Source organism: Levilactobacillus sp. HBUAS70063 (genome assembly GCF_038374745.1).
GTDB lineage: Bacteria > Bacillota > Bacilli > Lactobacillales > Lactobacillaceae > Levilactobacillus.
In genome coordinates, this window is record NZ_JBANSM010000001.1 from 488,718 (window position 1) to 515,228 (window position 26,511).

The 26,511-nt window shown below is 49.8% G+C and carries 15 protein-coding genes; 3 read left to right on the plus strand and 12 right to left on the minus strand.

The genetic code is table 11. The features are described from left to right. The first annotated feature begins 2 nt into the window (after positions 1 to 2). Positions 3 to 119 (plus strand): DUF4044 domain-containing protein, encoded by a 117-nt coding sequence (locus V8I28_RS02365; protein WP_020088822.1) that lies wholly within the window; start codon positions 3 to 5, stop codon positions 117 to 119. An 826-nt stretch (positions 120 to 945) separates the two neighbouring features. On the opposite strand, the gene V8I28_RS02370 is transcribed toward V8I28_RS02365, so the two are convergent. The 5 genes from V8I28_RS02370 to V8I28_RS02390 form a co-directional block, all read right to left on the minus strand. Next, positions 946 to 1,308: a hypothetical protein gene (locus V8I28_RS02370; protein WP_341778510.1), complete on the minus strand. Its 363-nt coding sequence runs from the start codon at positions 1,306 to 1,308 to the stop codon at positions 946 to 948. Between the two features lie 101 nt (positions 1,309 to 1,409). Continuing rightward, a complete protein-coding gene (locus V8I28_RS02375) occupies positions 1,410 to 3,767 on the minus strand; it encodes an FtsK/SpoIIIE family DNA translocase (protein WP_341778511.1) in 2,358 nt (785 codons plus the stop codon). A gap of 26 nt (positions 3,768 to 3,793) precedes the next feature. Further along, the gene (locus V8I28_RS02380) at positions 3,794 to 4,306 is read right to left on the minus strand and encodes a tRNA (cytidine(34)-2'-O)-methyltransferase (RefSeq protein WP_341778512.1); all 513 of its coding nucleotides are present in this window, start codon (positions 4,304 to 4,306) and stop codon (positions 3,794 to 3,796) included. A 307-nt stretch (positions 4,307 to 4,613) separates the two neighbouring features. Beyond that, a complete protein-coding gene (locus tag V8I28_RS02385; RefSeq protein WP_341778513.1) occupies positions 4,614 to 5,465 on the minus strand; it encodes a methyltransferase domain-containing protein in 852 nt (283 codons plus the stop codon). Further along, the gene (locus V8I28_RS02390; RefSeq protein WP_341778514.1) at positions 5,452 to 6,639 is read right to left on the minus strand and encodes an AI-2E family transporter; all 1,188 of its coding nucleotides are present in this window, start codon (positions 6,637 to 6,639) and stop codon (positions 5,452 to 5,454) included. Before V8I28_RS02390 ends, V8I28_RS02385 begins: the two co-directional genes overlap by 14 nt. An 89-nt stretch (positions 6,640 to 6,728) precedes the next feature. Here V8I28_RS02390 and V8I28_RS02395 point away from each other — a divergent pair, with 89 nt between their 5' ends. Further along, positions 6,729 to 7,355 (plus strand): copper homeostasis protein CutC, encoded by a 627-nt coding sequence (locus tag V8I28_RS02395; protein ID WP_341778515.1) that lies wholly within the window; start codon positions 6,729 to 6,731, stop codon positions 7,353 to 7,355. 157 nt (positions 7,356 to 7,512) lie between these two features. On the opposite strand, the gene V8I28_RS02400 is transcribed toward V8I28_RS02395, so the two are convergent. The 3 genes from V8I28_RS02400 to V8I28_RS02410 all read right to left on the minus strand — a co-directional run bounded on the left by V8I28_RS02400 (position 7,513) and on the right by V8I28_RS02410 (position 19,547). After that, a complete protein-coding gene (locus tag V8I28_RS02400) occupies positions 7,513 to 9,015 on the minus strand; it encodes a glycosyltransferase (protein ID WP_341778516.1) in 1,503 nt (500 codons plus the stop codon). Between the two features lie 13 nt (positions 9,016 to 9,028). Beyond that, positions 9,029 to 9,232, minus strand: a complete 204-nt coding sequence (locus V8I28_RS02405; protein ID WP_341778517.1) for a hypothetical protein — start codon at positions 9,230 to 9,232, stop codon at positions 9,029 to 9,031. 298 nt (positions 9,233 to 9,530) lie between these two features. Beyond that, positions 9,531 to 19,547, minus strand: a complete 10,017-nt coding sequence (locus V8I28_RS02410) for a KxYKxGKxW signal peptide domain-containing protein (RefSeq protein ID WP_445928172.1) — start codon at positions 19,545 to 19,547, stop codon at positions 9,531 to 9,533. A 996-nt stretch (positions 19,548 to 20,543) separates the two neighbouring features. Between V8I28_RS02410 and V8I28_RS02425 the strand changes: the two genes are divergently transcribed. After that, complete coding sequence (locus V8I28_RS02425; protein WP_341778518.1) at positions 20,544 to 21,395, plus strand: CatB-related O-acetyltransferase; 852 nt, start codon at positions 20,544 to 20,546, stop codon at positions 21,393 to 21,395. A gap of 88 nt (positions 21,396 to 21,483) precedes the next feature. On the opposite strand, the gene V8I28_RS02430 is transcribed toward V8I28_RS02425, so the two are convergent. From V8I28_RS02430 to asp1, 4 genes are all read right to left on the minus strand, one after another. Next, the gene (locus V8I28_RS02430; RefSeq protein WP_341778519.1) at positions 21,484 to 22,359 is read right to left on the minus strand and encodes a hypothetical protein; all 876 of its coding nucleotides are present in this window, start codon (positions 22,357 to 22,359) and stop codon (positions 21,484 to 21,486) included. Positions 22,360 to 22,374: 15 nt separating this feature from the next. Next, positions 22,375 to 23,241, minus strand: coding sequence for a hypothetical protein (locus tag V8I28_RS02435; RefSeq protein WP_341778520.1), 867 nt, complete (start codon positions 23,239 to 23,241; stop codon positions 22,375 to 22,377). A gap of 67 nt (positions 23,242 to 23,308) precedes the next feature. Further along, the gene (locus tag V8I28_RS02440; protein ID WP_341778521.1) at positions 23,309 to 24,841 is read right to left on the minus strand and encodes a glycosyltransferase family 4 protein; all 1,533 of its coding nucleotides are present in this window, start codon (positions 24,839 to 24,841) and stop codon (positions 23,309 to 23,311) included. Between the two features lie 16 nt (positions 24,842 to 24,857). Further along, positions 24,858 to 26,387: an accessory Sec system glycosyltransferase Asp1 gene (gene asp1 / locus V8I28_RS02445; protein ID WP_341778522.1), complete on the minus strand. Its 1,530-nt coding sequence runs from the start codon at positions 26,385 to 26,387 to the stop codon at positions 24,858 to 24,860. Between the last annotated feature and the right edge of the window lie 124 nt (positions 26,388 to 26,511).

The window sequence follows — 26,511 nt, forward strand, 5'->3', positions numbered from 1 at the left end:
GTATGGAAAAGAAAAAGAAATCAACATTTCAAAAGATTCTCAACGTTTTTGTTTGGATTATGATCATCGCAACGATTGGGTCACTTGTTTTCGGTGCCATTACCGCATTCATGAACTAAACATGCCTAAAGGGTAAGTCGTCTCGCGCATTAGCTGGCTGGGGACTTGCCTTTTATTTTGCCCAAAAATCCGGTTGCTTAGTACCGGCCAGCAGTTCTGCCTACTATGGAGCCACCTGTAGCCAAAGGATGGGCTTCCAACTTGCCTGGAATCCACGCAAAATTCGTGCGGCTCCTAAGTGTCCATGCTGTAACCTATCCCAACCGCCAGCTAATGATATCACCACAACTATCTCCACTCCCAGCGAGCTCTGGCGAGTAGTGACTATCCCATATAATATGTTAATACCCATTAGAATTGGTAGATTACCATCGCCAATCGGTGCGGACAACAACCCTTGTAGCCGGGAGTGAAGCCCCAGATGAGCTCAGCCGTGGGATTATCTGAGCGGCGTGAGCCGGTTAGATAATGGCGCCTTGGAAACGCCGGTTCTTGGCGGTTTCAAGGCGAGTCTCGAGACCGCTTCCCAGGCTCGAGGCGTCCTGCCCACCGCGTTCCAGCTCATCTGGGGCGAACGGTGAGGCGACCAGTTCGGACAAGGTTGCTGGCCGGCATCGGCATCTGAATTTAGTGACGCGCGTCATCACTCGTTTTTGCATAAAACCCACATAGCGTGGTGGGCCTCCCGGCGTGCCACAAATCGTGGGCTCCACTGGCAATAAGTCAATTCAGTTAATTAACTAATGAGAGCGGTTTCGCACAACAGCTTCCGCTCATCCCCCGTAGTCCTTGCTAAAAAAATCGCACCTTGAAATCAACTCACGCGATTTCAAGGTGCGATTATTCTATTCTGCTTAGTTTTTGACGTTTAAGCCTAATCCCCGCTTACCGGCAACGCCTCAACGCCGCCAGCTGTTGATCGACGGCCTGGCGATTGGGGACGGCCTTTTCGACCAATTGGAGCAGTTGATCCCCCGTCTCCACCACCACGGCCGTGACCTCACGCGTGGTCAGCGAGGCATACACGTGCAATAGTACCTGCAAGCTCTGATAATCCGTGTGCCACTGAACATCCCGTTGTGGATTGGCCAACAGATCGGCCGTCAAGCGGCGAATATTTTGATTAATCCGCTCGCGCGTGACGCGCTTACGCCGGCGTTCCCGAAATAACGGCAAACTCAGTACCCCCGCGATTATGACGAGCTCAACCATGGCTTTAAGCCAACTGGTTCCCATTTCCCCTACCATCGAAAAAGCCTCCCCCGTTTAGCTAACAGGATACGCCCGTTAACCATGCCGGCCAACAATTTTGACGGCAAGGGGGAGACTTGGTTAGGTCACTTAATCACTTAATTCGAGGTAGACGGTTGATCGGCCGAACTGTCCGGTTGCTTGTAGACCTGGCGGGGCTTACTGCCCTCCTGTGGTCCAATGTAACCGCGCTGCTCGAGGTCGTCCATGATCCGGGCCGCTCGGTTGTAGCCAATCCGGAATCGCCGTTGTAACAGCGACGTGCTGGCCTTTTGTTGCTCTACGACGAATTTCAAGGCATCGTCAAACAGCTCATCATCGCTGTCGCCGGCCTCTTCTTGCTGAATCTCTTCGTCGCTGACCATCATGTCTTCGTCATAGTCAGCGGTCTGCTGTTGCTTGATGAAATCAACCACGTTGGCCACGTCTTCATCCGGAATGAAGGCCCCTTGGACCCGCACCGGTGAATTGGCGTCCACGGGCTGGTAGAGCATGTCCCCGCGACCCAGTAGCTTTTCGGCCCCGTTCGTGTCCAGAATGGTTCGCGAGTCAATTCCACTCGACACGGCAAAGGCAATTCGGGAAGGCACGTTGGCCTTGATTAAGCCAGTAATGACGTCCACGGATGGCCGTTGCGTGGCCAGAATCATGTGGACCCCGGCCGCTCGACCCATCTGAGCCAACCGAATGATGGCGTCTTCGACTTCGCTGGAAACCGTCATCATCAAGTCGGCCAATTCATCGACGACCACGACGATGTACGGCAACGTTGGTCGTGCCTGATCGTCTTCGGCATTAGCCTTCTGCACGAACGCATTGTAGCCGGAGATTTTCCGTTGACCGAACTGCGAGAACAGTTCATAGCGCCGTTCCATCTCCGCCACCACCTTGTGCAGAGCCCGCGCCGCCTTCTTCGGTTCGGAAACCACCGGCGTGAGGAGGTGGGGAATCCCGTTGTACACGCTCAATTCAACCTTCTTGGGGTCAATCAGCATGAGCTTCACCTGATCCGGCCGCGCATTCATTAAAATACTGGTAATAATGCCGTTGATTGCCACGGACTTCCCGCTCCCGGTCGCCCCGGCAATCAGCAAATGCGGCATCTTGGTCAAGTCCATGCTGACGACTTGGCCGGTCACGTTGCGACCCAGGGGAACCTGCAACGGCTTGTTGGGATGCGGTGGCTGGGCTTCGACCACGTCACGAAAGGCCACGGTCGAAACCTCTTTGTTGGGCACTTCAATCCCAATCAACGACTTCCCCGGAATCGGTGCCTGAATCCGAATGCCCTTCGCGGCCAAAGCCAGCGCTAGGTCATCGGCCAGATTGACGATCCGAGAAACCTTGACCCCGATGGCCGGGTGCAGTTCGTACTCGGTCACTGAGGGACCCAGGCTAACGTTTTTGACCTCGGCGTCGACGCCAAAGCTATCGAGCGTCTGCTTCAAAATCTTCGTGTTGGCATCAATCGCATTCACTTCGTCGGTCTGATCGGTCGGAGGAACCTGTTTCAGTAGCTCCGCCGTGGGAAGCTGATAGTTCGGATCAACCGGTGTGCTGTTCACCAGGCCGGCCTCATCGGGCTCGTCGGCCTCGGTGGGCGTTGCCGCAGCACTGCTAGGCGCCGCGGGATGTTCGTCAGCCGCCACCGTAATGTGGTAGCTCGGCTCGGCACTGGCGGGATGCGCCTGGGCTACGGGCTCCGGCAACTCCTTGTCATCCGGGTCTTGCGGCGTGACGGTCGCTTGTGCCGTTGGTTTCGGCTTAGCCGCGGCACGTTTGGCCCGTAAGTCTTGGGCCTTTTCGTTGCCCCGCTTCAGTGCATCCCCGCTGGCCTTGACGCCGTGATGCAGCGCCTGTGCGATGGCCTGTAGCCAGCGCTGAATATCGGCAAGCGGAATCTGGAAGAAGACGATGACCCCGCCAACCATGATGAGCCAGGCCGCTACTTGGGCGCCGACCAACGCGATTAGCCAGGCCACAATGCTCAGTTCGAGGGCACCAATTGCCCCGCCACCAAGTTGGGCGGTCAGACCGCCACTCCAGAGATCAGCTAGGCCCGACTGCCAGGTTGTCGCCAGAAATTGGCTGTGCTGATCGACCTCGATGAAGTGGTTCGCCGTGATCCACAGCAGCCAGCCCCCGTAGATGAGGCCCCCGCCGAGCCAATAGTGCCGGGCTAACTGGGGTAACATACCGGTGACCGCCAGCGCGGCCCCGACTGCCCCGATTAGCACCAAGCCAAACTGATAAGTATCCCCAATGAAGAGGCGAATTAAATTGGCCCACAACGTCCCCAATAGGCCAAGATTAAAGAGTCCCAAAGCGGCCAAGGCCAGTAGCACCAGGCCAATGACGTTACTGGTATAGGGAAACGGCTGCTTTTTCGTCGTCCGCCGCTTAGTCGGTTTACGTTTCGTTGGCCGACGCCGTGACGTCTTTCGTTTCGTAGCCAAGAAGCGGCCCCCTTTCGTTATATAAATTATTTCAGTTTATCGTGTGGGTATTGATGAACCCGTTCGAGATTCGGAAATTGTTGTTGCCTTAAGACTTCGTAAATCACGATGGCCGCCGAATTGGACAGGTTCAACGCCCGAATGTGCCGGTCGTCTTGGGGAATCCGAATACACTTCTCGGCGTTCTTGCGCATGAAGGGTTCCGGCAGACCGGTGGTTTCCTTACCGAATAAGAAGTAATGGTCGTGGTCGTTCAGACTGTAATCGGGTTCGGTGTAGTCCTGGTCGGCAAACTTGGAAACCAGATACAGCTGGGTCGGATCGGGAATTGATTCCAGAAAGGCCGGTAAATTCTCGTGGTACCGAACGTCCACCTTGTCCCAGTAGTCTAACCCGGCTCGCTTCAAATGGGCATCGTCAACCGAGAAGCCCAGCGGCTTAATCAGGTCCAAGACGGTGTCCGTGCCGGCACAGGTCCGGGCAATATTTCCCGTGTTGGCCGGAAATAGTGGTTCAAATAACGCGATGTGATTCGTCATAATCTCTCTCCGTTCTGTCTATCAAACATTCGTTCTGTTCCATCATTATAGCCATTCTGGTAGGCTTTTGACAAGGCCCGCTTTTCTCCCGCCGCCACCGCAATCAGACAGTCACCACAGTCACTTAGAGTCGAAAAAAAGCAGTTCCTCGGTGTGGGCACGGCGAGGAGCTACTTTAGTGAAGTGCTACTTGTCAGCCGCTAACAGACTAAGCTGATATCGACCGCCAAACGATTTCTCATGGGTAAATATAACACCGCTTTGTCAGGTTCGCAAGTCCCCTGCCTAAGATTCTTTAACGTTTTACTCAGTTCACTTGCGCGCTTAACAAAGTCACATCGACCGTGATGTGGTCGAATGGATGGGCCTTGACCTGTGCCAGCTGATCGGCGTCGGCCCCCCAGTGCATGGGGGTCATCAGCATGAGATCCGCGAACAATTCCGTGGGTACCGGAACTTGGTAGCGAATCCGCTGGGATGTGGCCGTGGGATAGTGTTGCTTGAAGAGGCCCAACACGTTGCCGTTATCGTAGGTAGCGTGCGCACTCCCCGCGGGGAAAATGGCCTGACGCAGCTCAATCAGGTAGTCGGCGTTAGGAATCACCTTCAGCAACCGACCGCCGGGGGCAATCACCCGATTAAACTCCTTATAGGCGGACGGTGAGAAGAGGTCTAGAACCGTAGTAAAGGCATCGTCGCTAAACGGCATCTGGGCCAAATCGGCCACGCAGAAGAAGGCCGGACTGCCGAGTTGCGTGGCCAGGTTGATGCCCGGTTTGGAGAGGTCAAAACCAATAGCCGTATCCCGATCGCCCCGTTGCCGGAGCACATCGGCCAGTGGCGTCCCTTCCCCACACCCCACGTCCAGAATCGTCTGGGGGCTGGCGGGCATTTGTGCGGCGAATTCGGCGGTAATCCCGGCGAACAATCCGGCTTGCAACATCCGCCGTCGTGCCGCTAACATGGCGTTGTCATATTCGCTTGCCACCGCGCGCTGCATGAAGTACAGCGTGCCCTTCTTGGAAAGGTCCACGTTATGACCGTGGGGGCAGACCAGGCTGTGACCGTCGACGTGGTCGTAGGGCGCCAGGCAGACGGGGCAGCGAAATAAGTTTACATGGGCCGTTAGAAAAGCGGCCGCTTCATCAATCTTTTTCATCAGGTGTTTTTTCTCCTTGTTCAGTCACAGGCGGGACATTTTCCTCGTAGCCCCCCACAAACTGGCGGTACCAGCGAAAACTCTCGGTAGCGATCACGCGAATCACGGCGTATCCGGGAATCCCCAGGACGACGCCAAGGACGCCAAAGGCTTTCCCGGAAATGAGTAAAATAAAAATAATGGTTAACGGGTGAATCTTTAACGAACTTCCTAGAACCAGCGGTGAAATGAAGCGGCCCTCCAGCGTTTGTTCCACGATGAAAACGATGAGGACCTTCACCAGCATCCACGGCGAGATGAAGGCCGCCACGACCACCGCGGGAACCATGGCTAAGAAGGAACCCAGGTACGGCACCAGATTCAAGACGCCCGCAACAATTCCCAATAGCAGGGCAAAGCGTAAGCCAATGATCAGAAAACCCACGTAGAAGAGCATGGCTACAATAAAGGCCACGATGAGTTGTCCTCGGACGTAATTGCTGACTTGGCGATTCATTTCGACCAAGAGATGCTTGGCGGACTCGCGGTGTTTAACGGGCAACACTTTTGCCAAATAATCCGGCAGTTGGTGCCCATCTCTTAACAGATAGAAGAGAATAAACGGCGCCGTCACCACCCCAACCGCAATCGCCACCACGCGCCCCACGATATTTCCCACGGAGCTAACCGTACTCTGCGCAAAGCTGGAAATAACCGAAGAGGAGCGCTCGGCCAGCTGCTGGTTAAAGTGATCCAATTGATCCTTGAGGCCGCTCAACCGGTCGTCCTGTAGCCAGGTGGACAGCGTCTGGGTCACCTCTTGCCAGTAGTGCGGCCACTCGGCGATTAACGTCGTCAGTTGCCGCTGAACCATTGGAATGAGGCTGCCAATCCCCCAGACCAGCAGTAGCGCCACGATGATGAACAGGCCGAGAATCGACCAGGTCCGTCCCACGTGATGCTTCTCCAGCCGGTCGACCAGTGGATTGAGTAAATAATAACCGACCCCCGCCAAAATGACCGGTAAGCCCACGATTTGCCAGACTAAAACCAGCGGCGTCGCGAGCCACGGGACTTTACTTAGGACTAGTAAAATGAGTAAAATAAGAAGGGTGATGGTTAGTATGGAAACTAACCGATTATTGACCACCCAGTTCCAAAACCACGAACGTGACTTATGCGTCTCTGCTTTCAATAGCTTCACTCCCGTTGATAGCGTGCGTATATTGTACCATACCGTTAGCTTCATTGACGACTATCTAACTTGAGAAAGGATTGACGATTTTGCTGTTAGTCGAACCGTTATTAGAAAATTACCCGCAACTTCCTGCTGCGGTGGAAGCTGGTGCCAAGCGGGTTGCCCTCGCTGACAACCTAGCAGTTGGTGGCACCACCATTAGTAAGGGGGTCATGGGCGAGGCCGTCCGTTACGCCCACGAGCACCAGGTCACCTTGGACGTTGTGATTGCCCCCCGTGGCGGCCACAGCCCCTACGATGACGTTGAAATTAAGATGATGGAGGCCGATCTCCTAGAAGCACAACAGCTGGGGGTAGACGGCGCCATCTTTGGTGCTCTGACCCTGCAGCATCAGCTCGACCAAGAGGCGCTGAGCCCCCTGATTGCGGCCGCCGGTGGGATGACCCTTACCTTTAGTACCGCCTTCGACCAGATTCGGCCGCAAGATCGCGGTGTGGCGATCGACTGGCTGGCCGGTCAGGGATTCGATCACGTCTTGAGTACCGGTCTGGCCAATGAAGACCGGCTGGAAGATTGGACGATGACCAAGCGCCTCACGGATTCCGTGGGACTGACGTTGGTTCCGGCCGGCGTTACGGCCAATGAGGTTAAGCAGATTGCCGATCAATTGGGGACCAACCTTTTTTATGGTAAGAAAGTCTTATCCCTATAATTATCAAGAACCGAATTAATTCTTAATGACCGACTTAAAGGGAGCCGTGGCCAGCGTGCCATGACTCCCTTTGTGCTGAGCGAACACCCGCCAATCTTCGAGTTGCCGCAACGATATCGTAGAAGTGATTCACCACTTTCTCACTCGCCAGTCCATCCTAATAGGCCATTTTCTCTAGCAAATCCCCCCATTTACGAGCAACAATCGCTTTAGAATAGTTTTCTGCAATACGCACACTATTTCCCATATACTTGCTTTGCCGCTGCAGGTCACGCAAATAGTCGCGAACCTTCCGATACAATTCGTCTAGATTATCCCGTTCCACTAAATTGCCGTTAATATTGTCTTCAATCATTTCTGTTGGCCCATAATTAATATTGTAGCTAACAACTGGAACACCATGACTTAAGGCTTCCAATGTGGTTAACGAAAAGCCCTCTTCTTTGCTAGTCACCATTTCTAAGGATGCCTGAGCATACTCTTCAGCTAGATTAGGGACAAATCCCCGAAAGAAGACGTGATTCTTTAGCTTATGCTGTTCTACATAATCTCGCAATTTCTGCTCTTCCGATTGACCACCAAAGCCGAACAAATGTAGTTCAATATCGGGAAATTCCGCAGCTAATCGCTCAATGACTCGAATTTGATGTAATACCTGCTTCTCCGGAGAAAATCGCGCAACGCCAATGATTCGATGCACTTTCTTTTTCTTGAAATCTACACCAATCCGCCCAACATAGCCAACCGGAATCACCGAAATTGTTGGTAGCTTATCGAATCGGGCTAATAAATCTTGCTTCTGAAGCTCCGTAGAAACAATGAAATGGCTGAATTTTTCAGGCTTCGCAAGCGGTACGCGATATGGACTCTTTAAAGGAGATTGTATGACATCATCTTGTTCTCTAGCATGTGTGCTGTGAAAGACTGCGCACACAGGTATGTCACTGGCAGTATCTGCCAAAGCTTGGCCAATGTATCCATTCTTATCACAGAAATAGACATCACCAGCTTCAAACAGGTTATTGAAAAAGAAGGTTTGTAGCTCTGCCTCGGTATCAAAGAAATAGTCACGTTGCTGATAACTACGGAGAATAATTCGTTTGAGGGTCGTTCGCTCGTTGATTTCTTGATAGGTCTTTTCTACCTTTATCTGTCCTTGACGGTTAAAAAATAATTCGCTTTGTACTTGCTGTTGCTCTCGCAAAAATTTCGACTGACTAAGAAAGCCTCGCGAGTCATAAATATCTCGTTGTACCTTCTGATGATCGCGATCAAAGTAATTGATATAAACTGGCCACTGATAGTCTTTACCTGTGAAATGTGCGTACATAATAAAGCGGCCACATTCATCAAATACTCGTATATCAGGTGCAATATCAACAAACTCAAGTCGAAAATGACAGGTTTCCTGCCAAAAACGAACCCAATCTTTGGGTTGTTCTTGATCGTCCGCCACAGCTTCCTGAAAATAATCATACAGCGTAAAGCATTTACCCTGAATTCCAAATTTTTTCGCATTTTCATGAATTCTGGGATTGTATTTTGTATATAAGCACTCTGCCGGCCATCCTTGTTCCATAAATAATTTAAGTCGATTAACCTGCGCTTTCTCGATTCCCGTCAGCTGACTGTTAAAATAAGCACCCACAAAATAGTTCATACCATAATTCTCCTTAGTTTTCCCACGGATACTTTCCATTCTTATCTTTTCTGGTATGTTTCATCATATACTCCGTTTGCCGATCCATCCGCTTACGGGTCTTTTTTTTATTATGTCGACGGACAACCAGCACAACAATTCCCAGTACGATATAGATAGATAATCTGAGAAACATTTGAACGGATTTATAAGCAAAGACGCTTGCAAGCAATACCATTGTCACCCCTCCTAAAAGCCATTATATAGTTGTTTTGAAAGTCAAGAGTTCTTCAGCTATCGCTTTGCCACACAGTAAATAACGCTTATTATGATTCGCAAATATTTACCATGCGTCCATTTTCGTTAAATCAAACTTATCAATTTTTAGCAATCAATCCCATATTCTTCATAGTGGAGTTAGTTCAGCTAACTCGTTTCTATGTATAAGAGTTCCCCCAGTTTGACCCAAAGGGAACCCACTTTAACATCAAGTCTGCGATGTTCTATTTAACGTTGCATTAATAAATCTGCAACCTTTAAAGATTGTCATCATTATCATCTTTCTTCCGACGCTTACCACCAAAGAACCACCATGAGCCACCAGTTACTGCCGCAATTGCCGCTAAGATTGAACCCCAAAGTGTCAGATCGCCATCTTCTTTGTGACTAGATTGGCTTCCATCTACCGCATCACCGGTTATTGAATCAGCATCTCCAGAAGTTTTAGCCGTCGATGACTTATCCTTTCCATCATTATCCGATGAACTATCTTCTGAGGCAGAATCACTAACTGGCGTGGCATCTGCCAAATCAGTCGTAGCTGGTTGAACGTTGCCTGCAGTATTTTCACTATTTGTTAGATTCAATGGTGTAGCAGTTGCACCCGAAGAGGTGAATCCGGAACCAGTTCCGTTAGAGGTCGACGAATTCAATTCATTATCAGCAAATCCACCAGTGTTTCCACTTGTAGTCCCTGAATTGCTATCATCGCCAGTGCTACCACTTCCAGCTCCACCAGCATTACTGTCATTAGAATCGGAACCATTGGTATTACTATCAGAATTCAAATCATCTTCTGAGTCGGAATCGGTTCCAGCATCAGAGTCGGAATCACTATCAGTGTCTGGCTCACTATCGGATTCCGAGTCACTATCAGAATCGCTGTCAGAGTCCGAATTGCCGTCCGAATCTGAGTCACTATCCGAGTCAGAATCACTGTCCGAATCAGAACCGCCATTCGAATCAGAATCGCTATCGGTGTCGGAATCGGAATCACCACCGTCAGAGTCGCTATCTGAGTCAGAGTCACTGTCCGAATCGGAGTCACTGTCCGAATCGGAGTCGCTATCCGAGTCACTATCGGAATCCGAGTCGCTGTCCGAGTCAGAGTCACTGTCCGAATCTGAATCGCTATCTGAGTCGGAGTCACTGTCGGAATCTGAATCACTGTCCGAATCGGAGTCGCTATCCGAATCGGAATCACTGTCAGAGTCAGAATCACTGTCGGAATCACTGTCCGAATCGGAGTCGCTATCTGAGTCAGAATCACTGTCAGAATCGGAATCACTATCGGAGTCGGAATCACTGTCAGAATCTGAGTCGCTATCTGAGTCAGAATCACTGTCAGAATCGGAATCGCTATCCGAGTCTGAGTCACTGTCTGAATCGGAATCGCTGTCGGAGTCTGAGTCACTATCGGAATCGGAGTCACTGTCGGAATCCGAGTCGCTGTCTGAGTCAGAATCGCTGTCAGAGTCAGAATCACTGTCAGAATCCGAGTCGCTATCTGAGTCAGAATCGCTGTCAGAGTCAGAGTCGCTGTCTGAGTCACTATCGGAGTCTGAGTCACTGTCTGAATCGGAATCGCTGTCAGAGTCGGAGTCACTGTCAGAATCCGAGTCGCTATCTGAATCAGAATCACTGTCGGAGTCAGAATCACTGTCCGAATCCGAGTCGCTGTCCGAGTCGGAATCACTATCCGAGTCGGAGTCACTGTCAGAATCCGAGTCGCTATCTGAGTCAGAATCACTATCGGAATCCGAGTCGCTGTCCGAATCACTGTCCGAATCAGAATCACTGTCAGAATCCGAGTCGCTATCTGAGTCCGAGTCACTGTCCGAATCCGAGTCGCTGTCCGAATCACTGTCCGAATCCGAGTCGCTATCCGAATCAGAATCGCTGTCGGAGTCTGAATCGCTATCTGAGTCGGAGTCAGAATCGCTGTCGGAGTCGGAGTCACTGTCTGAATCGGAATCGCTGTCCGAATCCGAGTCGCTATCTGAGTCGGAGTCACTATCCGAATCTGAATCGCTATCTGAGTCGGAGTCACTATCCGAATCTGAATCGCTATCAGACTCGGAGTCGCTATCCGAATCCGAGTCGCTATCTGAGTCAGAATCGCTATCTGAGTCAGAGTCGCTATCCGAATCACTGTCAGAGTCAGAGTCACTGTCAGAGTCGGAATCACTGTCAGAGTCACTGTCAGAGTCACTGTCAGAATCCGAGTCGCTATCTGAGTCCGAATCACTGTCGGAGTCGGAGTCACTGTCAGAATCTGAATCACTGTCAGAATCCGAGTCACTATCCGAGTCTGAGTCACTGTCCGAATCCGAGTCGCTATCTGAATCCGAGTCGCTGTCAGAATCTGAATCGCTATCGGAGTCAGAATCGCTGTCAGAATCTGAATCGCTATCGGAGTCGGAGTCACTGTCCGAATCCGAGTCGGAGTCACTGTCCGAATCCGAGTCGCTATCCGAGTCAGAATCACTGTCAGAATCAGAATCACTGTCAGAGTCAGAATCGCTGTCAGAATCGGAGTCGCTATCGGAGTCGGAGTCACTATCCGAATCTGAATCGCTATCGGAGTCGGAGTCACTGTCGGAATCTGAATCACTGTCCGAATCCGAGTCACTGTCAGAATCTGAATCGCTGTCAGAGTCAGAATCACTGTCAGAATCCGAGTCGCTGTCAGAATCGGAGTCGCTGTCCGAGTCAGAATCACTATCCGAGTCGGAGTCACTGTCCGAATCCGAGTCACTGTCCGAGTCAGAATCGCTGTCCGAATCCGAGTCACTGTCCGAGTCAGAATCACTGTCCGAATCGGAGTCGCTGTCTGAGTCGGAGTCACTATCTGAATCTGAGTCGCTGTCTGAGTCTGAGTCGCTATCTGAGTCAGAGTCGCTGTCCGAATCGGAATCACTATCAGAATCGGAGTCGCTATCTGAGTCGGAGTCACTATCTGAATCACTGTCCGAATCACTGTCCGAATCGGAATCGCTATCCGAGTCAGAGTCACTGTCCGAATCGGAGTCGCTGTCTGAGTCTGAGTCACTATCGGAATCGGAGTCGCTGTCTGAGTCTGAGTCACTGTCCGAATCGGAGTCGCTGTCTGAGTCAGAGTCACTGTCCGAATCGGAATCGCTGTCCGAATCGGAGTCGCTATCCGAGTCAGAATCACTATCAGAATCGGAGTCGCTATCTGAGTCGGAGTCACTATCTGAATCACTGTCCGAATCACTGTCCGAATCACTGTCCGAATCACTGTCCGAATCGGAATCGCTATCCGAGTCAGAGTCACTGTCCGAATCGGAGTCGCTGTCTGAGTCTGAGTCACTATCGGAATCGGAGTCGCTGTCTGAGTCTGAGTCACTGTCCGAATCGGAGTCGCTGTCTGAGTCAGAGTCACTGTCCGAATCTGAATCGCTGTCCGAATCGGAGTCGCTATCCGAGTCAGAATCACTATCGGAGTCACTGTCTGAATCCGAGTCGCTGTCCGAATCTGAGTCACTATCGGAGTCCGAGTCACTGTCAGAATCCGAGTCGCTATCTGAGTCGGAGTCGCTGTCCGAATCTGAATCACTATCGGAGTCTGAATCACTGTCGGAATCGGAATCGCTATCTGAGTCAGAGTCACTGTCAGAATCCGAGTCGCTGTCCGAATCGGAATCACTGTCCGAATCGGAATCGCTATCCGAATCGGAATCACTGTCAGAATCTGAGTCGCTATCCGAATCTGAGTCACTGTCTGAGTCAGAGTCACTGTCCGAATCTGAGTCACTGTCTGAGTCAGAGTCACTGTCAGAATCAGAGTCAGAATCACTGTCGGAGTCAGAATCGCTATCTGAGTCAGAATCACTGTCTGAGTCAGAATCGCTGTCCGAGTCTGAATCACTATCGGAGTCACTGTCGGAATCAGAGTCGCTGTCAGAATCTGAATCGCTATCTGAGTCAGAATCGCTGTCAGAATCTGAATCGCTATCTGAGTCAGAATCACTATCGGAATCTGAATCACTGTCAGAATCTGAATCGCTATCCGAATCTGAATCACTGTCTGAGTCCGAATCACTGTCTGAGTCCGAATCACTGTCGGAATCTGAATCGCTATCCGAGTCTGAATCGCTGTCGGAATCCGAGTCGCTATCTGAGTCTGAGTCACTATCTGAATCTGAGTCGCTGTCAGAGTCAGAATCACTATCCGAGTCGGAGTCACTGTCAGAATCAGAGTCAGAATCACTATCGGAATCCGAGTCACTGTCCGAGTCAGAATCGCTGTCAGAATCCGAGTCGCTGTCTGAGTCGGAGTCACTGTCAGAATCGGAATCACTGTCAGAATCGGAGTCGCTGTCGGAGTCAGAATCACTATCGGAGTCGCTGTCAGAATCGGAATCACTATCGGAGTCCGAGTCACTGTCCGAATCGGAATCGCTATCCGAATCGGAGTCGCTATCTGAATCGGAATCACTGTCAGAATCCGAGTCACTGTCAGAATCCGAGTCGCTATCCGAATCGGAATCACTGTCGGAATCTGAATCGCTATCGGAATCGGAATCACTGTCGGAGTCTGAATCACTGTCAGAATCCGAGTCGCTATCCGAATCGGAATCACTGTCGGAATCTGAATCGCTATCGGAATCGGAATCACTGTCGGAATCTGAATCGCTATCGGAATCGGAATCACTGTCGGAATCTGAATCGCTATCTGAGTCTGAGTCCGAGTCACTGTCAGAATCCGAGTCGCTGTCAGAATCGGAATCACTATCCGAGTCGGAGTCACTGTCAGAATCCGAGTCGCTATCTGAATCAGAGTCGCTGTCAGAATCGGAATCACTATCTGAGTCAGAATCGCTGTCGGAATCAGAATCACTGTCAGATTCAGAGTCGCTGTCCGAGTCTGAATCACTATCGGAGTCACTGTCGGAATCAGAGTCGCTGTCAGAATCGGAATCGCTGTCAGAATCGGAGTCACTGTCGGAGTCTGAATCACTGTCGGAATCGCTATCTGAGTCAGAGTCGCTATCAGAATCGGAATCACTGTCAGAATCCGAGTCACTGTCAGAATCCGAGTCGCTATCCGAATCGGAGTCGCTGTCAGAATCGGAATCACTATCTGAGTCTGAATCGCTGTCAGAGTCAGAATCACTGTCAGAATCGGAATCACTATCCGAGTCAGAATCACTATCGGAATCAGAGTCGCTGTCGGAGTCAGAATCACTGTCAGAATCTGAATCACTGTCTGAGTCAGAATCGCTGTCAGAATCGGAGTCGCTATCAGAGTCCGAGTCACTGTCAGAATCTGAATCACTGTCTGAGTCAGAATCACTGTCAGAATCACTGTCTGAGTCAGAATCGCTGTCAGAATCTGAGTCGCTATCAGAGTCCGAGTCACTGTCAGAATCTGAGTCGCTATCCGAATCAGAATCACTGTCAGAGTCAGAATCACTGTCAGAGTCAGAATCGCTGTCAGAGTCAGAATCACTGTCAGAATCCGAGTCACTGTCCGAGTCGGAGTCACTATCGGAATCTGAGTCGCTGTCTGAGTCAGAATCACTATCGGAATCTGAGTCACTGTCGGAGTCGGAATCACTGTCGGAGTCAGAATCACTATCCGAATCACTGTCGGAATCTGAATCCCCTTCAGCCGCAATTGCAAGTTCTGCATAGCTTAGAGCATCATTTGCAGCAGTAGCAGCTTTATCTTTAGCGTCTTTTGCGGCTGAAGCTGCTGATTGTGCTTGGGACGCGTACTCCTTGGCGGCAGAATTATCACCGGCCGCTTCGGCAGACTTTGCATTACTATAATTATCGGCAGCCGTTGAGGCAGCAGCTGACGCATCAGAGGCGGCTGTTGAGGCCATTGCTGCAGCTGAATTTGCCTGTTCAGCATACGATGCCGCACTTGAATTATTTAAAGCATATTGATCTGCAACATTAGCGTACGAGCTCGCTATGGAGGCATAATCGCCAGCAACCTCGGCAGCTTCAGCTGCTTCGGAGGCAGCCGATTCGGCGTCTTCAGACGTTACACCATTAACAGTTAATAAGCCTGCTCCTAACGTAGTCGTAGAGCCATCGGAAGTAATCGCCAGGAAGTAATATCCGGCTTGATTAGTCTTAATGTCTGATAAGCTCAACGTAGCATTGGTAGCACCGCTAATCGCCGTTTTCGCCCCGTTCTCAGTACTTGCGTAGTACCACTGATAAGTCGCTGAGTCAGAAGCTGAGCCTGAGCCGATTGCTGGTGACCATTCTAAGTCGCTTCCAGCATCAACTGTTTGATCATTCAATCCGCTACCAACTGTGACTGTTTTACTAGCCGTATAAACTGATCCATCTGAATTCGTAATGGTGGCCGTAATAACAGTTGTACCCTTAGCATCTTGGACAGCTGACAAAGTTCCTGAAGAATCAATCGTCGCAACGGCAGTATTGCTACTTGTCCAAGTCACGTTGCCAGTTGCATTGGCTGGATTGGTTGTCGCTGTATAGTTCGTGACATCATTAGTAAAGACGTAATCATCCCCAACGATGTCCAATCCAGTCGCTGGGATTTCACTATCATAAACAACCACTTCGGCCAAGTTACTATTCAAAGTTGTAATGAGCCCAAACGAGGATTCCAATTGGAATATCAACGATCCCGTAAAATCATCGTTTAATTCAACAGTCAATGTGGAAGACATAGTCGTCGTGGTGATAAATCCACCAGATTTATCCTTACTAGACGCCGATTTTAAATAATTGTTAGATACCGCCTTTTTCACGGTCATCCATGAACCATTGACTTGGACATACCAAGCTCCAGACGATAGGAAATTCCCTAGCCCAGAAACCTTAGACGTCGCTGTCAAGGTGATAGTACTCCCAGAAACTGTCGTGGTTAATGCAGCCGGCTGTTGCGAGTAACCCGAGCTCACCGTAATCCCCCAAATTGATGTGGCATTGCCAGAAGGCTTACTTTGATACGTGCTCAAATCATTTGAATAGTTTACTGCGTTACTTGCCGCAAGGGTTGATGAAGCTGCTGCTGATGCCGCGGTTGCTGCATACGAAGATGCATCCGCCATTGAAACATCTGCTGAGGAGGCATACTGACTAGCCTCGACAAAGTTTCCCGCACTCACTGCTGAGGAGGCCAATGTCATATAGCTCGTAGCCGCAGCGGCAGCTTCATCACCATATGCTGCAGCTAGTAACGCTGACTGTGCATAGTAAGCAGCGTCAGCAACATATGATGAACCCAAACTAGTATTGGTCTTCATCGCTGAAGCCAAGGAATTAGCGACGGATGACGCCGCACTGGCTTCCGATGCCGCAGCTGAAGTGACCGCACTGGCCGATGACGCTAATACGGCCGTGTTGTCATACTGCGCCTCGACAATAATCTTAGTAACCGAGTTGGCTGCACTCGATGCTACTGCTAATGCATCTTTGGTGTACGCTAAGTTAGTAACCGCTTGATCGTACATCATTTGTGCGGTGTCAGCATCACCTTCGGCGGCAGCTGAAGCAGCAGTTGAAGCCGCACTCGATGCAATTTCAGCTTGAGATTGAGCTTCCGCAGCTGCAGAAACAGCCGCCTCATAATACTCAGTTGCCCCAGAGTTAAAGTCTACTGCCGAAGAGTAAGCATTGGTGGCATCATTAGCATGTGACCCAGCCACTGCAGCTAGACTAGCCGCTTCACTGGCCGTATTAGCGGTCAAAGTTGCATAACTCGATGCCAAGTAATCCGTTGCTTTAGCTTTTTCAAGTGCCGTATTGACATTATCTAGTGCAGCACTAGCTGCCGTACTAGCAAGCACATTATATGAACTAGCCGTCGACGCGGCTGAAGCGGCTTCCAAGGCATATGAACTTGCGGCCGAGTAATCCTTATTCGTTTCATAAGCCGCGGCATTGCTATAAGCCGTACTAGCCGCGAGAGCTGCGCTGGTTGCATACGAAGCATTTTCCATAGCAGTTGACGCTTGACTTTTGGCGATAGTAAAGTAAGATTCCGCTGCTGGGACATCGTCCAGATTGCTGGCAACCTCGTAAGCATTCGAAATAGCACTACTTGCAGCAGATGCTGCGGCATTTGCCGCATCAGCATAACCAGCAGCTAAACTGGCGGAGCTGGACGATTGATCGGTATAATTTCCGTTTGCATCAGTAACAATAACAGTCAGAACGTTTGAAGAAGCCGTGAATGGCGTGGAGCCAATCTGAAGTGGGTAGGACTTTTTCCCGGACACAACTGCCTGAAAATAGTAAGTCCCAGCGGTATTTAACGTCATCGAGTTGGTCGTGGTCGTATTCTTTCCAGTCGTCTGCATAAATTGCGACCAAGTCTGGCCATCGGTTGAATAATACCAAGTATAAGTTTGTGTACCCGTCAAACTATACAAATAGATACCACTCGTTAAATTAGAAATAGTAGTTGTCACAGTTAAACTATCGCCAACAGATAGCGTATTTTTGTCAGTGGTCGTTACCAGTGTTCCACCGTCCACGACAGTTTGTTGGCCCGATACATCCGTATCAAATTCCTTGGCAAATGTTGCAGCCGTTTCCGCCTCTTCTGCTGCCTGTGAGGCAACGAGAGCGGCACTGGAAGCTACTTTAGCGTAGGAAGTGGCATCCTGCGCATTTGACGCATTCAACGCGTTACTTGCCGCCGTAGCAGCTTCCGCGGCTGCAGAAGCTGCCGTTGCTGCGGCACTAGCAGCAGTACTGGCATATACGACCGATTGATCACCTTGATACTGTGCAGCTTCATTGGCAGCATCACTTGCTACCGTTGCTGAGGACGTTGCCGTGGTGGCTGAGACAGCCGCCGTACTCGCAATATGACCTACCGCCAGTGAAGTAGCTTCCTCCGCCTTATCTGCTGCTGTGTTGGCATTAGCCGTTGCCGTGGCTAAATCAATAGTCGCATCGCTAGCCAAACTATTAGCAGTTGATAAAGCACCAACAGCCGCCGTGTATTCCGTATCATCGGTTGCTGTGGCCGCAGCCGTAGCGGCACTACTTGCTACCATTAAGGCTTGAGAGGCTTTAGTCGCAGCTTCACTCAAAGTTGCAGCAACGCTTGACGCTGCAATAGCTGCACTATTGGCCGCTGAATAGGCAGCCAAAGTTTCTGCATTATTTTTATCGTATTGGGTTGCTGTATAAGCACTATTAGCGGCAGTGGCGGCGGCAGATGCCAGATCTGTCGCTATACTTGCGGCCGAATAAACCCCTACGTTGGCACTACTAACTAAATTGACAATTTGCTGCGTTGCAGCGTTACGTGCTGCAGTTGCCGCTGAGACGGCGACCGAAGCATAAGAGCTTAATTCCCCTGAATAAGAACTAGCCATAGACAATGCATTCACATATGCTACTGTATTAGCGCCAACATCGCCGGCGGCACTTCCGGCGGCAATATCAATGGAGGCCTGAGAATACATTGTGGCCAAACTATTGTAGTGCTCAACAAAAACATACGCCTCTTGAGCTTGCTGATAGGCGCTCTGTGCCATGCTATTTGCTGCTGTCACATCCGCAGCGTTCAGGCTTTCAACAACTTTCGCATAGCTACTGGCCGCACTTGCAGCGGAAGAAGCAGTTGCTAGGTCAACAGCCGCGGCAGAATTTTCTGATGACGTGTCATCATCCGCCGTCGAAACAGAAATGTCAGCGTTTTCAACGACTGGTGTGACCACAGATTTTCTAGTTGTAGCCACGGTGGCCACGGTCTCGCTTACCTCGGTGGTTAAAGTTACGTCAACGTTGGCCGAAGTAGCCAGACTAGCCGCAGCGGAAGCTGAATCGTTGGCCGTGCTGGAAGCACTGGTCGCTTCGGCTGTCGTTGCTACTGATGCCGCTGTAGACTTTGCTGCACCGGAGCTCGTTGTAAGATTACTTGTTGAAGAATTTTCGTTATCCGCATTTGACGACACTGCTTCTGAACTATCACTGGCAGCAACCGTTGCCTCTTCAGCCGTGGAACTCGCTGCAGAGGAGCTATTACTAGCCGCCACGGGGCTTACTGAACCTTCACTTGATGCGTTACTACTTGATGAACTAAGTTTGACCTCATTAGCCGCTGAGCTTGCTACGCTTGCCGCCGACGAAACCGTTGCAACGTCACTGCTGGTATCACTTTGACTTGTTTCATCCGCACTTGCAGTCAGTGATCCAGCTCCTAAAAGCGAAAACGACGCCAAAGCAGCAAAAACCCAAGTCTTCCCTACCTTGTACATCTTATACCGCAATTTAGGGTCGCCATTAAAAGCTTTATTCCGCATGAACTTCACTTTTAATCGTCCTCCTTAAGTTGTCTGTGAAATTTCTGATTGTAAAAGTGCCTCCCAAAAACATCACTTCTACAAATTTCATCCGTTGAGCTTGGCCATTCATTTTTATTTTCGCAAGAAAAAGTTGCATATACAAAAGCGTATCTCCTGTAAACAACTTCTCAACGATGCTAGTTTATCATAAAATTTATTATTAGACTATTTTAAAGAAATATTTATTAGTGGTCTATCTGAGAAAACGGCAAAAAGAGAGGAAAACTTTTTAGACTAGCATGAAATTTTAATATTCAAGAGTTGATAGCTGGCAGTCATTTAAAAGCTATGAAAAGTTTAAAAACTGATTTCATCAGTTCGTTTATCTCTTATACAGCAACGATTATAGCAATTCAGTTTTGTACGATTAATATCGGCACGAATTTCATTATATATGTAACCGATGACATTGGCGTCACTGTTAGTTGTTTTATTTTACTTGTAAAATTATATTTTGATTAGAATCAGCTGTCTACCTGCACCATTTACCAGCCATATTTCGTTAAATATCTCAAGGATAATGACTCAATTTCTAAAAACATTTCAATATTTTTACGATCTACTTTCAGCTAAGCATCCACATATCGTTAGTTGTGTAACCATTCATTTTGCCTTGTTTTAAAGATAATTGTTTGATTTACTTGTTAGATCGTTCAAATCAGCTTGCGACCAACTATTCTCAAAGGCTTTCGCTTTTGATTTGTCTAAATGAGTTCACCCCTCACTCTAAAACAAATGTTACTATTATCATTTCGATGCATAGAAGGTATCTGATTGATCTTCACGAAATGTACAGCTTATCTTGAACTGAAATTCATGCCACAGCGGCGTTTTCTCTGTATCTCCTTCACTGCTAGCTTCGTACGTTTCATTGTTTTCTCTCAACATTATTATTGGTTGCGAACAAATAGTTCATAGTTTATAGTAATAGTTAGACAAAGGGGGATTGGCAGTATGTCTACTACAATTAATGGCATCACTTTTTTTCAAGATAACTTAGTTGCTACCCATTCACATCGCAATCGACTTTTAACTTTCAATAATGCTTTGGGAACACTCCTCGATAAGCGACATATTTATACTTTGGCACGAAAGCGGACAGCGCATCGCATCACCAATGGCGCACTGGTTCGAACACCATTAAATTTACAAATCGAACCCTATAGTATGTTTCTAGTAGGCCAACAATTTTTTTCAATGGGTGCTTTCAGCTCATCCAACAGTGCACTTCCAGTCAATTCGATCGTTGGACGTTACTCTTCCATTGCAAGCAAGGTTAGCCGGATGCAAGGGAGTCACCCGACTGACCGGTTCACGACCTCCATGTTGACCTACGATACGCATGTCAGTGCTTTCAATGATTATCTTGCCGAAACTGGCCACACCTTTGATCACGTACCCAACTCCATACCCAATGGTGGGCCCATCATTATCGGCAATGACGTTTGGATTGGCCAAGACGTTCGCTTTGCTCCCACGGGTGTAACCGTTGGTGATGGTGCCGTGGTTGCCGGTGGTGCATTGGTCACTAAGGACGTTCCCCCCTACGCAATCGTTGGCGGCGTTCCCGCGCGCATCCTTAAGTACCGTTTCCCGCAAGCAACTATTGACAAACTTTTGGAACTTAAATGGTGGCAATTCGGATTTGGTGACTTTCAAGGAATTTCCCCAGACATCGATATTGAAGCCTTCATTGACCAGATAAATGAACGCGTTGCCACTAATCATTTACATCCCTACACACCAGTCCCCACAACGTTTGAAGATTTCGATACAACTAATGACCTACAACCACAAGATAATTGAAAATACTGCGGTTATCGATAATCATCAAGCACCGCAAAAGAGCAGAAAACCTGTTACCAAATACATCAGGTTTTCTGCTCTTTTTCCACTAATTTTTAGATTGTACTGTCGTCACACGTCCATCATGATAGAGGACCGCTTTTTGCCCCGTTAGCATTGACCCTCCCAATTTCCGTGGTCGTTGCCAACTGATTCCAGCCAACGCAATAGCTGCCGCATCCATTCGACTGCTTCTAATCCCCCTACGATTAGCCGGTAAGACGTTGGGGCCGGTTTCCCAGACCCCCATCACTTCCGTGGTAATGTAGCCCTTGGCCGCTGCGTTACCGCCAACTTTTCCACCACCTAGATTGGGAATTCCCAAAGCATGCCCCATCTCGCGAATGAGAACCGCTTCTCGATTATCTAGATCTTCCGTTGCAGTGAACCCCTTCGACACCCAGTTTGCCGGGAAAAACTCCATTCCAGTACCATCATAATGTTGGCCGCCAATATATTTGGCCTGAGTCTTGCCATCATGAATCACTTCATCACTTGCACGGGCAGTTTTGACCACCTCAACAACACGATGACCAGCCACTTGATTCCAAAAACTAGCCGCGTCTCGAACCATTGGCGTCGTCATCATCTTAGATTCATTGTACAACTGAAGCACACCATCACTACCCATGAAATTACTAATGTTTTTGCCTGCTTGGTGGTATTTATAATGTGTCGCCACCTCATCCAATCCCGTATTTCCTGTATATTGCGTACCATGGGTTAGCACTGTTAATCGCCGGAGGGTGTTTTTATGGTAAATTTTTTGATTAACTAACCCTTCAGAGGTGCTATAAGGTTTCGTCCGTTGATAATATCGTGAATTTCCAAACATGAGAATATGCATGCGGGTCATCCCCATAAAAACGCCTACTACCACTACTGCCAGTACTGCTAAGAACCCCAGTCGTTTTACAATCTTCACCACGCTATCCCCCTATCAAATCGTTGAGGTAATTTGACCATCATTGTAAATCACCACAGCCTGTGGATTCGTTAATACCCAACTAGCCAGTCTGCGTGGTGTTTGCCAACTTAAGCCAGCCAACGCCAATGCCGCTCCGTCAACTGCCGTACTATGCACGCCAAATTCATTCTGTCGAGGAGATTTTTCTAATCCCACCGACCACGGCCCCATAAACTCAACCGTTGCACGCTTATCATTAATGGCATTGTTACCGAAAGGACCACCCCCAAGATGAGGAATCCCCAACCCGTGACCAATCTCATGAATTAGAACGGCCTCTTGCCAATTGTGCCGATCTTTCTTTGACAGATGCGAAATGCGCCAATTATCTGGATAGAATAGCAGGCCTCGACCATGATACGTCTGCCCCCCTAGCACACGCCGGGATGATTTTCCATCATGAATCACCTCATCACATAGTCGATGCTGATCAACAATTTCTACGATCGTCTCACCCGCTAGCAAATTCCAATATTTGGCGGCGGCTTCAACCATTGCAGAAGTCATAAAGGTCGATTCATTATACAAATGTAAAACACCCTCTGGACCAACAACGTTAGGTATATTCTTCTCACTCATACGATAAACTTGCTTACTAGCCACTTCATCTAAGCTCGTATTCCCACAATACTGGTCACCATGCGCCAACTTTACAAGTGCTTTAATCTCGGATTGATTGTACAGCCCCTGCTGAACTGTACCTTTAGCATAGGTTTTGGTGCGCTGGTAATATCTGCGATTAGGTCCACCAACGATTCTCCAAATAATTCGGAAACCGATGTAGCCGACCAAAATTATTCCCAGAATCACAGCCATCCATATTTCTCCTGATCGATGCATACCTTCCTCCTGTTGAAAAAACGCCCAAGCTAAATCAACTTCGGCGACTTTTTCGCGATCAACCGCACTATTCAGCGGCAGTAATGGTCATTAAATTTTCAAAATAATCCAGCAACTGCCGCCACTGGTCGAACACCGCGTCCTCGGAATACCGCTTGGCATTCTCGTAGGCGGCTTCGCTGAAATCCTGGAGTTTCTGCCGGTCACCCAGTAGCTGAATTAAAGCGTCCGCCAGCTGTTGTGGCTGTCCATTTTCGGTCAAAATCCCCGTCTGACCATCCTGAATAATGTCGCTGGGCCCGTACTTAACGTCATTTGCCACCATTGGCACGCCGTGTGACTGGGCTTCCAGCAGCGTCAAGGAGAATCCTTCGGCCCGACTCGGCAACACGCCAATCTGCGCTCGGTCATAGACCGCCCCAATGTCGTGGGTATAACCCTTGAAGCTGACCACATCACTCAGACCAGCATCCACGACCTGCTGCTTGAATTTCTTTTCAATGTCCCCATTCGCATAGCCCCACAGTTCCAGGCGCGCGTCCGGAAATTGTTGATGGACCTGCGCAAAGGCCTCGATGGAATGGTTCTGCTGCTTTTCCGGTGCCAACCGCGCCACGTGGACGATCAGATTCTTCTGACGTTGGTCGAAAGCCTGGTGCTTGGCCGCAATCTCGGCGTCCGTAACGTAACCCACGGGAATGGTAAAGGCCGGAATCGCCGCCCCAAACCGATCGACCACGTCTTGCGTCTGCTCGGGCGTTGCCGAGATGACGGCATCCCACTTATGCCAATTGTTCAAGGCGTTCGTATAGTTATTGTTCAGCGGTGAATGAAGCATGTCGCTGGGGTCGCTGACGTGGTCGTTATGAAGATGCAGGACCTTAAAGGCCGGCGTTTCCATATGGAAGAGTCCCCAGTCACACTCCACGGTTCGATCACAAATAAAGACGTTGGGTGTCGTCTGCCGGTTTAATTCGTCATAGAAGAACCGCGTTAACTCGTTCATTCCGGTAAAGACCCAACTGCCCCCCTGATAATTGAAGACGCGCCACGACAGGCAAGACTTCCCCGCGCGATTGAGGTAGTGGTTCTTCTCAATATGTGCCTGGCCATCCGGACCAAAGTACTGTTCCTGCGAGATTTTTCCGTCCCAATCGAAGAATTGCTCCAAGCACTTGAAGCCACGGACGTCCCACCAGACCATCTTGACGGTTCGACCGTTCACATCAAAGTACTGGACGTTGCTAATCTCCTCGCTGTTCTTTCGGAAATAGATAATCATCAGCATCTTACCCTGCGCGAAGACCTGAAGCTGATTATTTTTCCGGGTCGTGGTCGTATTGGCCGGCAGCGGGAAGTCCCCCATGGTAAACGACCGCTCGGCCACGTCACCACTACCACAGAAAAATTCAAAGAGGTTCACGAAGTTCTCGCGCGCAATACCGGCCTGCTCTAAAATCCGACTGAGTTCCATCGAAAACACCCGCGTCACGATCTTCGCCGGGACCCCATGCTTGACGAACAGTCGGAGCCGATTGATTTCGGCCTGTTCAATTCCCGACTTGGAATACTGCATATTATCATTTAAGAAATAGTACATACTGGCATCGTCCTCCCTAAACCGTCACGTTCGCTGCTAATTCCTTCTGCCATCGGTTCCACACCTTGCGCCGCGTCCATTGCGTGTGTGCCGTGGTGTAAGCCGCCTCGCTGAAGGCCGCCAATTTTTCCGGATTCGTGAACAACGCCACGATCTTCTCCGCCAGGGCCAGAGTCTGCCCCGGATCAACCAAGTAGCCATCCTGACCGTCCGTGACAAACGCGGCCGGGCCATAATTAAAGCGATAGCTCACCACCGGCAGACCGTGCATCAGCGCTTCCATCATCGCCAACGGCCCCCCATCGGCCAGCGACGTGTTGGTCAAGACCTGGTAGCGGTCGTAATCAGCCGCCAAATTCGGCACGTAATCCTTAAACGTCACGCTGTCACCGAGGTTCAGGCTGTCCGCTAGTTTCTGCATGTCCGCCACGTACTTGGCATCGCCGTAGCCGTACAGCGTGAACGTCGCGTCCGGCACCCGGTCCTTGACCAGTGCAAACATTCGCAGTTGCTGATCAATCTGTTTATCCTGACCAATCCGGCCCACGTAGAGCAGACTATGCGGTTGTCGATCGCTAGGGGCGACGCGATCCGTGCCATCCTTAGCCAACGGCACCGTGGTTACCGCGGGCATCGCGAAGACCCTAGCCTTCGGGAAGCGCGTCGCCAGATTTTCCGCCTGTTGCGGTGTGGCCGTAATAAAGCCGTCGAAGTGACTAAAGTGTTCAAAGGCCGGTTCCAAGAAGCCGTCAAGATTGGCATGAATAGGGTCGTTGGGATTAACGGCGTGGTTAATCGGAATGTACAGATATTTGTGAGACGCATCGTTTAAGGCCAGTAACGACTGAACCCCCGTCCCCGGTCGATCGACGATAAAGGTCGTGGTCTCAGCGTCTCGATTGCTCAACTCATTCAAGAAGAAGGTGAAAAGGTCGTCACGATTCTGGAAGAAACGGTCGCCCTCCCCGCGATAGTCCTTGAGAATGATTCGCGACAACAGGGGCTTACCCGCCGTGTCCGCCGCGTAATATTCCTCCAGCGCGGTCTGTCCGGTCGGCGTGTAATAGCGCTGCAGGATTAACTGACCATTTTGCCCGAAGTACTGGGTCGCCGACTTGAAGCCCCGCCAATCCCAAAGGTCGGTACCAATCCGGTTGCCCTGGGGATCGAAGAACTCCTGGTAGAAGACGCGCCCAATCGTTCCGAGGATGAAGCCCACGTTCTCCACGAGACGGTCCCCGTTGGCCACGCTACTGAAATTGGCGCCCACCGTGATTTCATATTCAATCGGAATATTGAGATTATCCGTCGTCTTGACCTGAACGTCTGTCACGTCCGTGGCCTTTTGGAAGTAGTCAAACATATTTAAGACCTGGTCATCCGTCACACCAAAGTCGCCGATGGTCCGGTGTAACAGGCGGTCGTAAATCTTCGTGACGATTTTAGCCGGGGTCTTGTAGTGGTTAAAGAGCTTGACCCGGTTCATCGCCGTATGCTCCACACTCGAATTTTTTTGGAGAATATATTCGTTAACAAAATAGTACACAGCGCAACACTCCCATTCGTTTTAATGGTGTCATTCCCTCTATGTATGCGGTCACCCGTTCAAGGGCGTCACCGCATCTCAACATCCATCAATTATACCTAATTTCTTTCACAATTAAAACTAC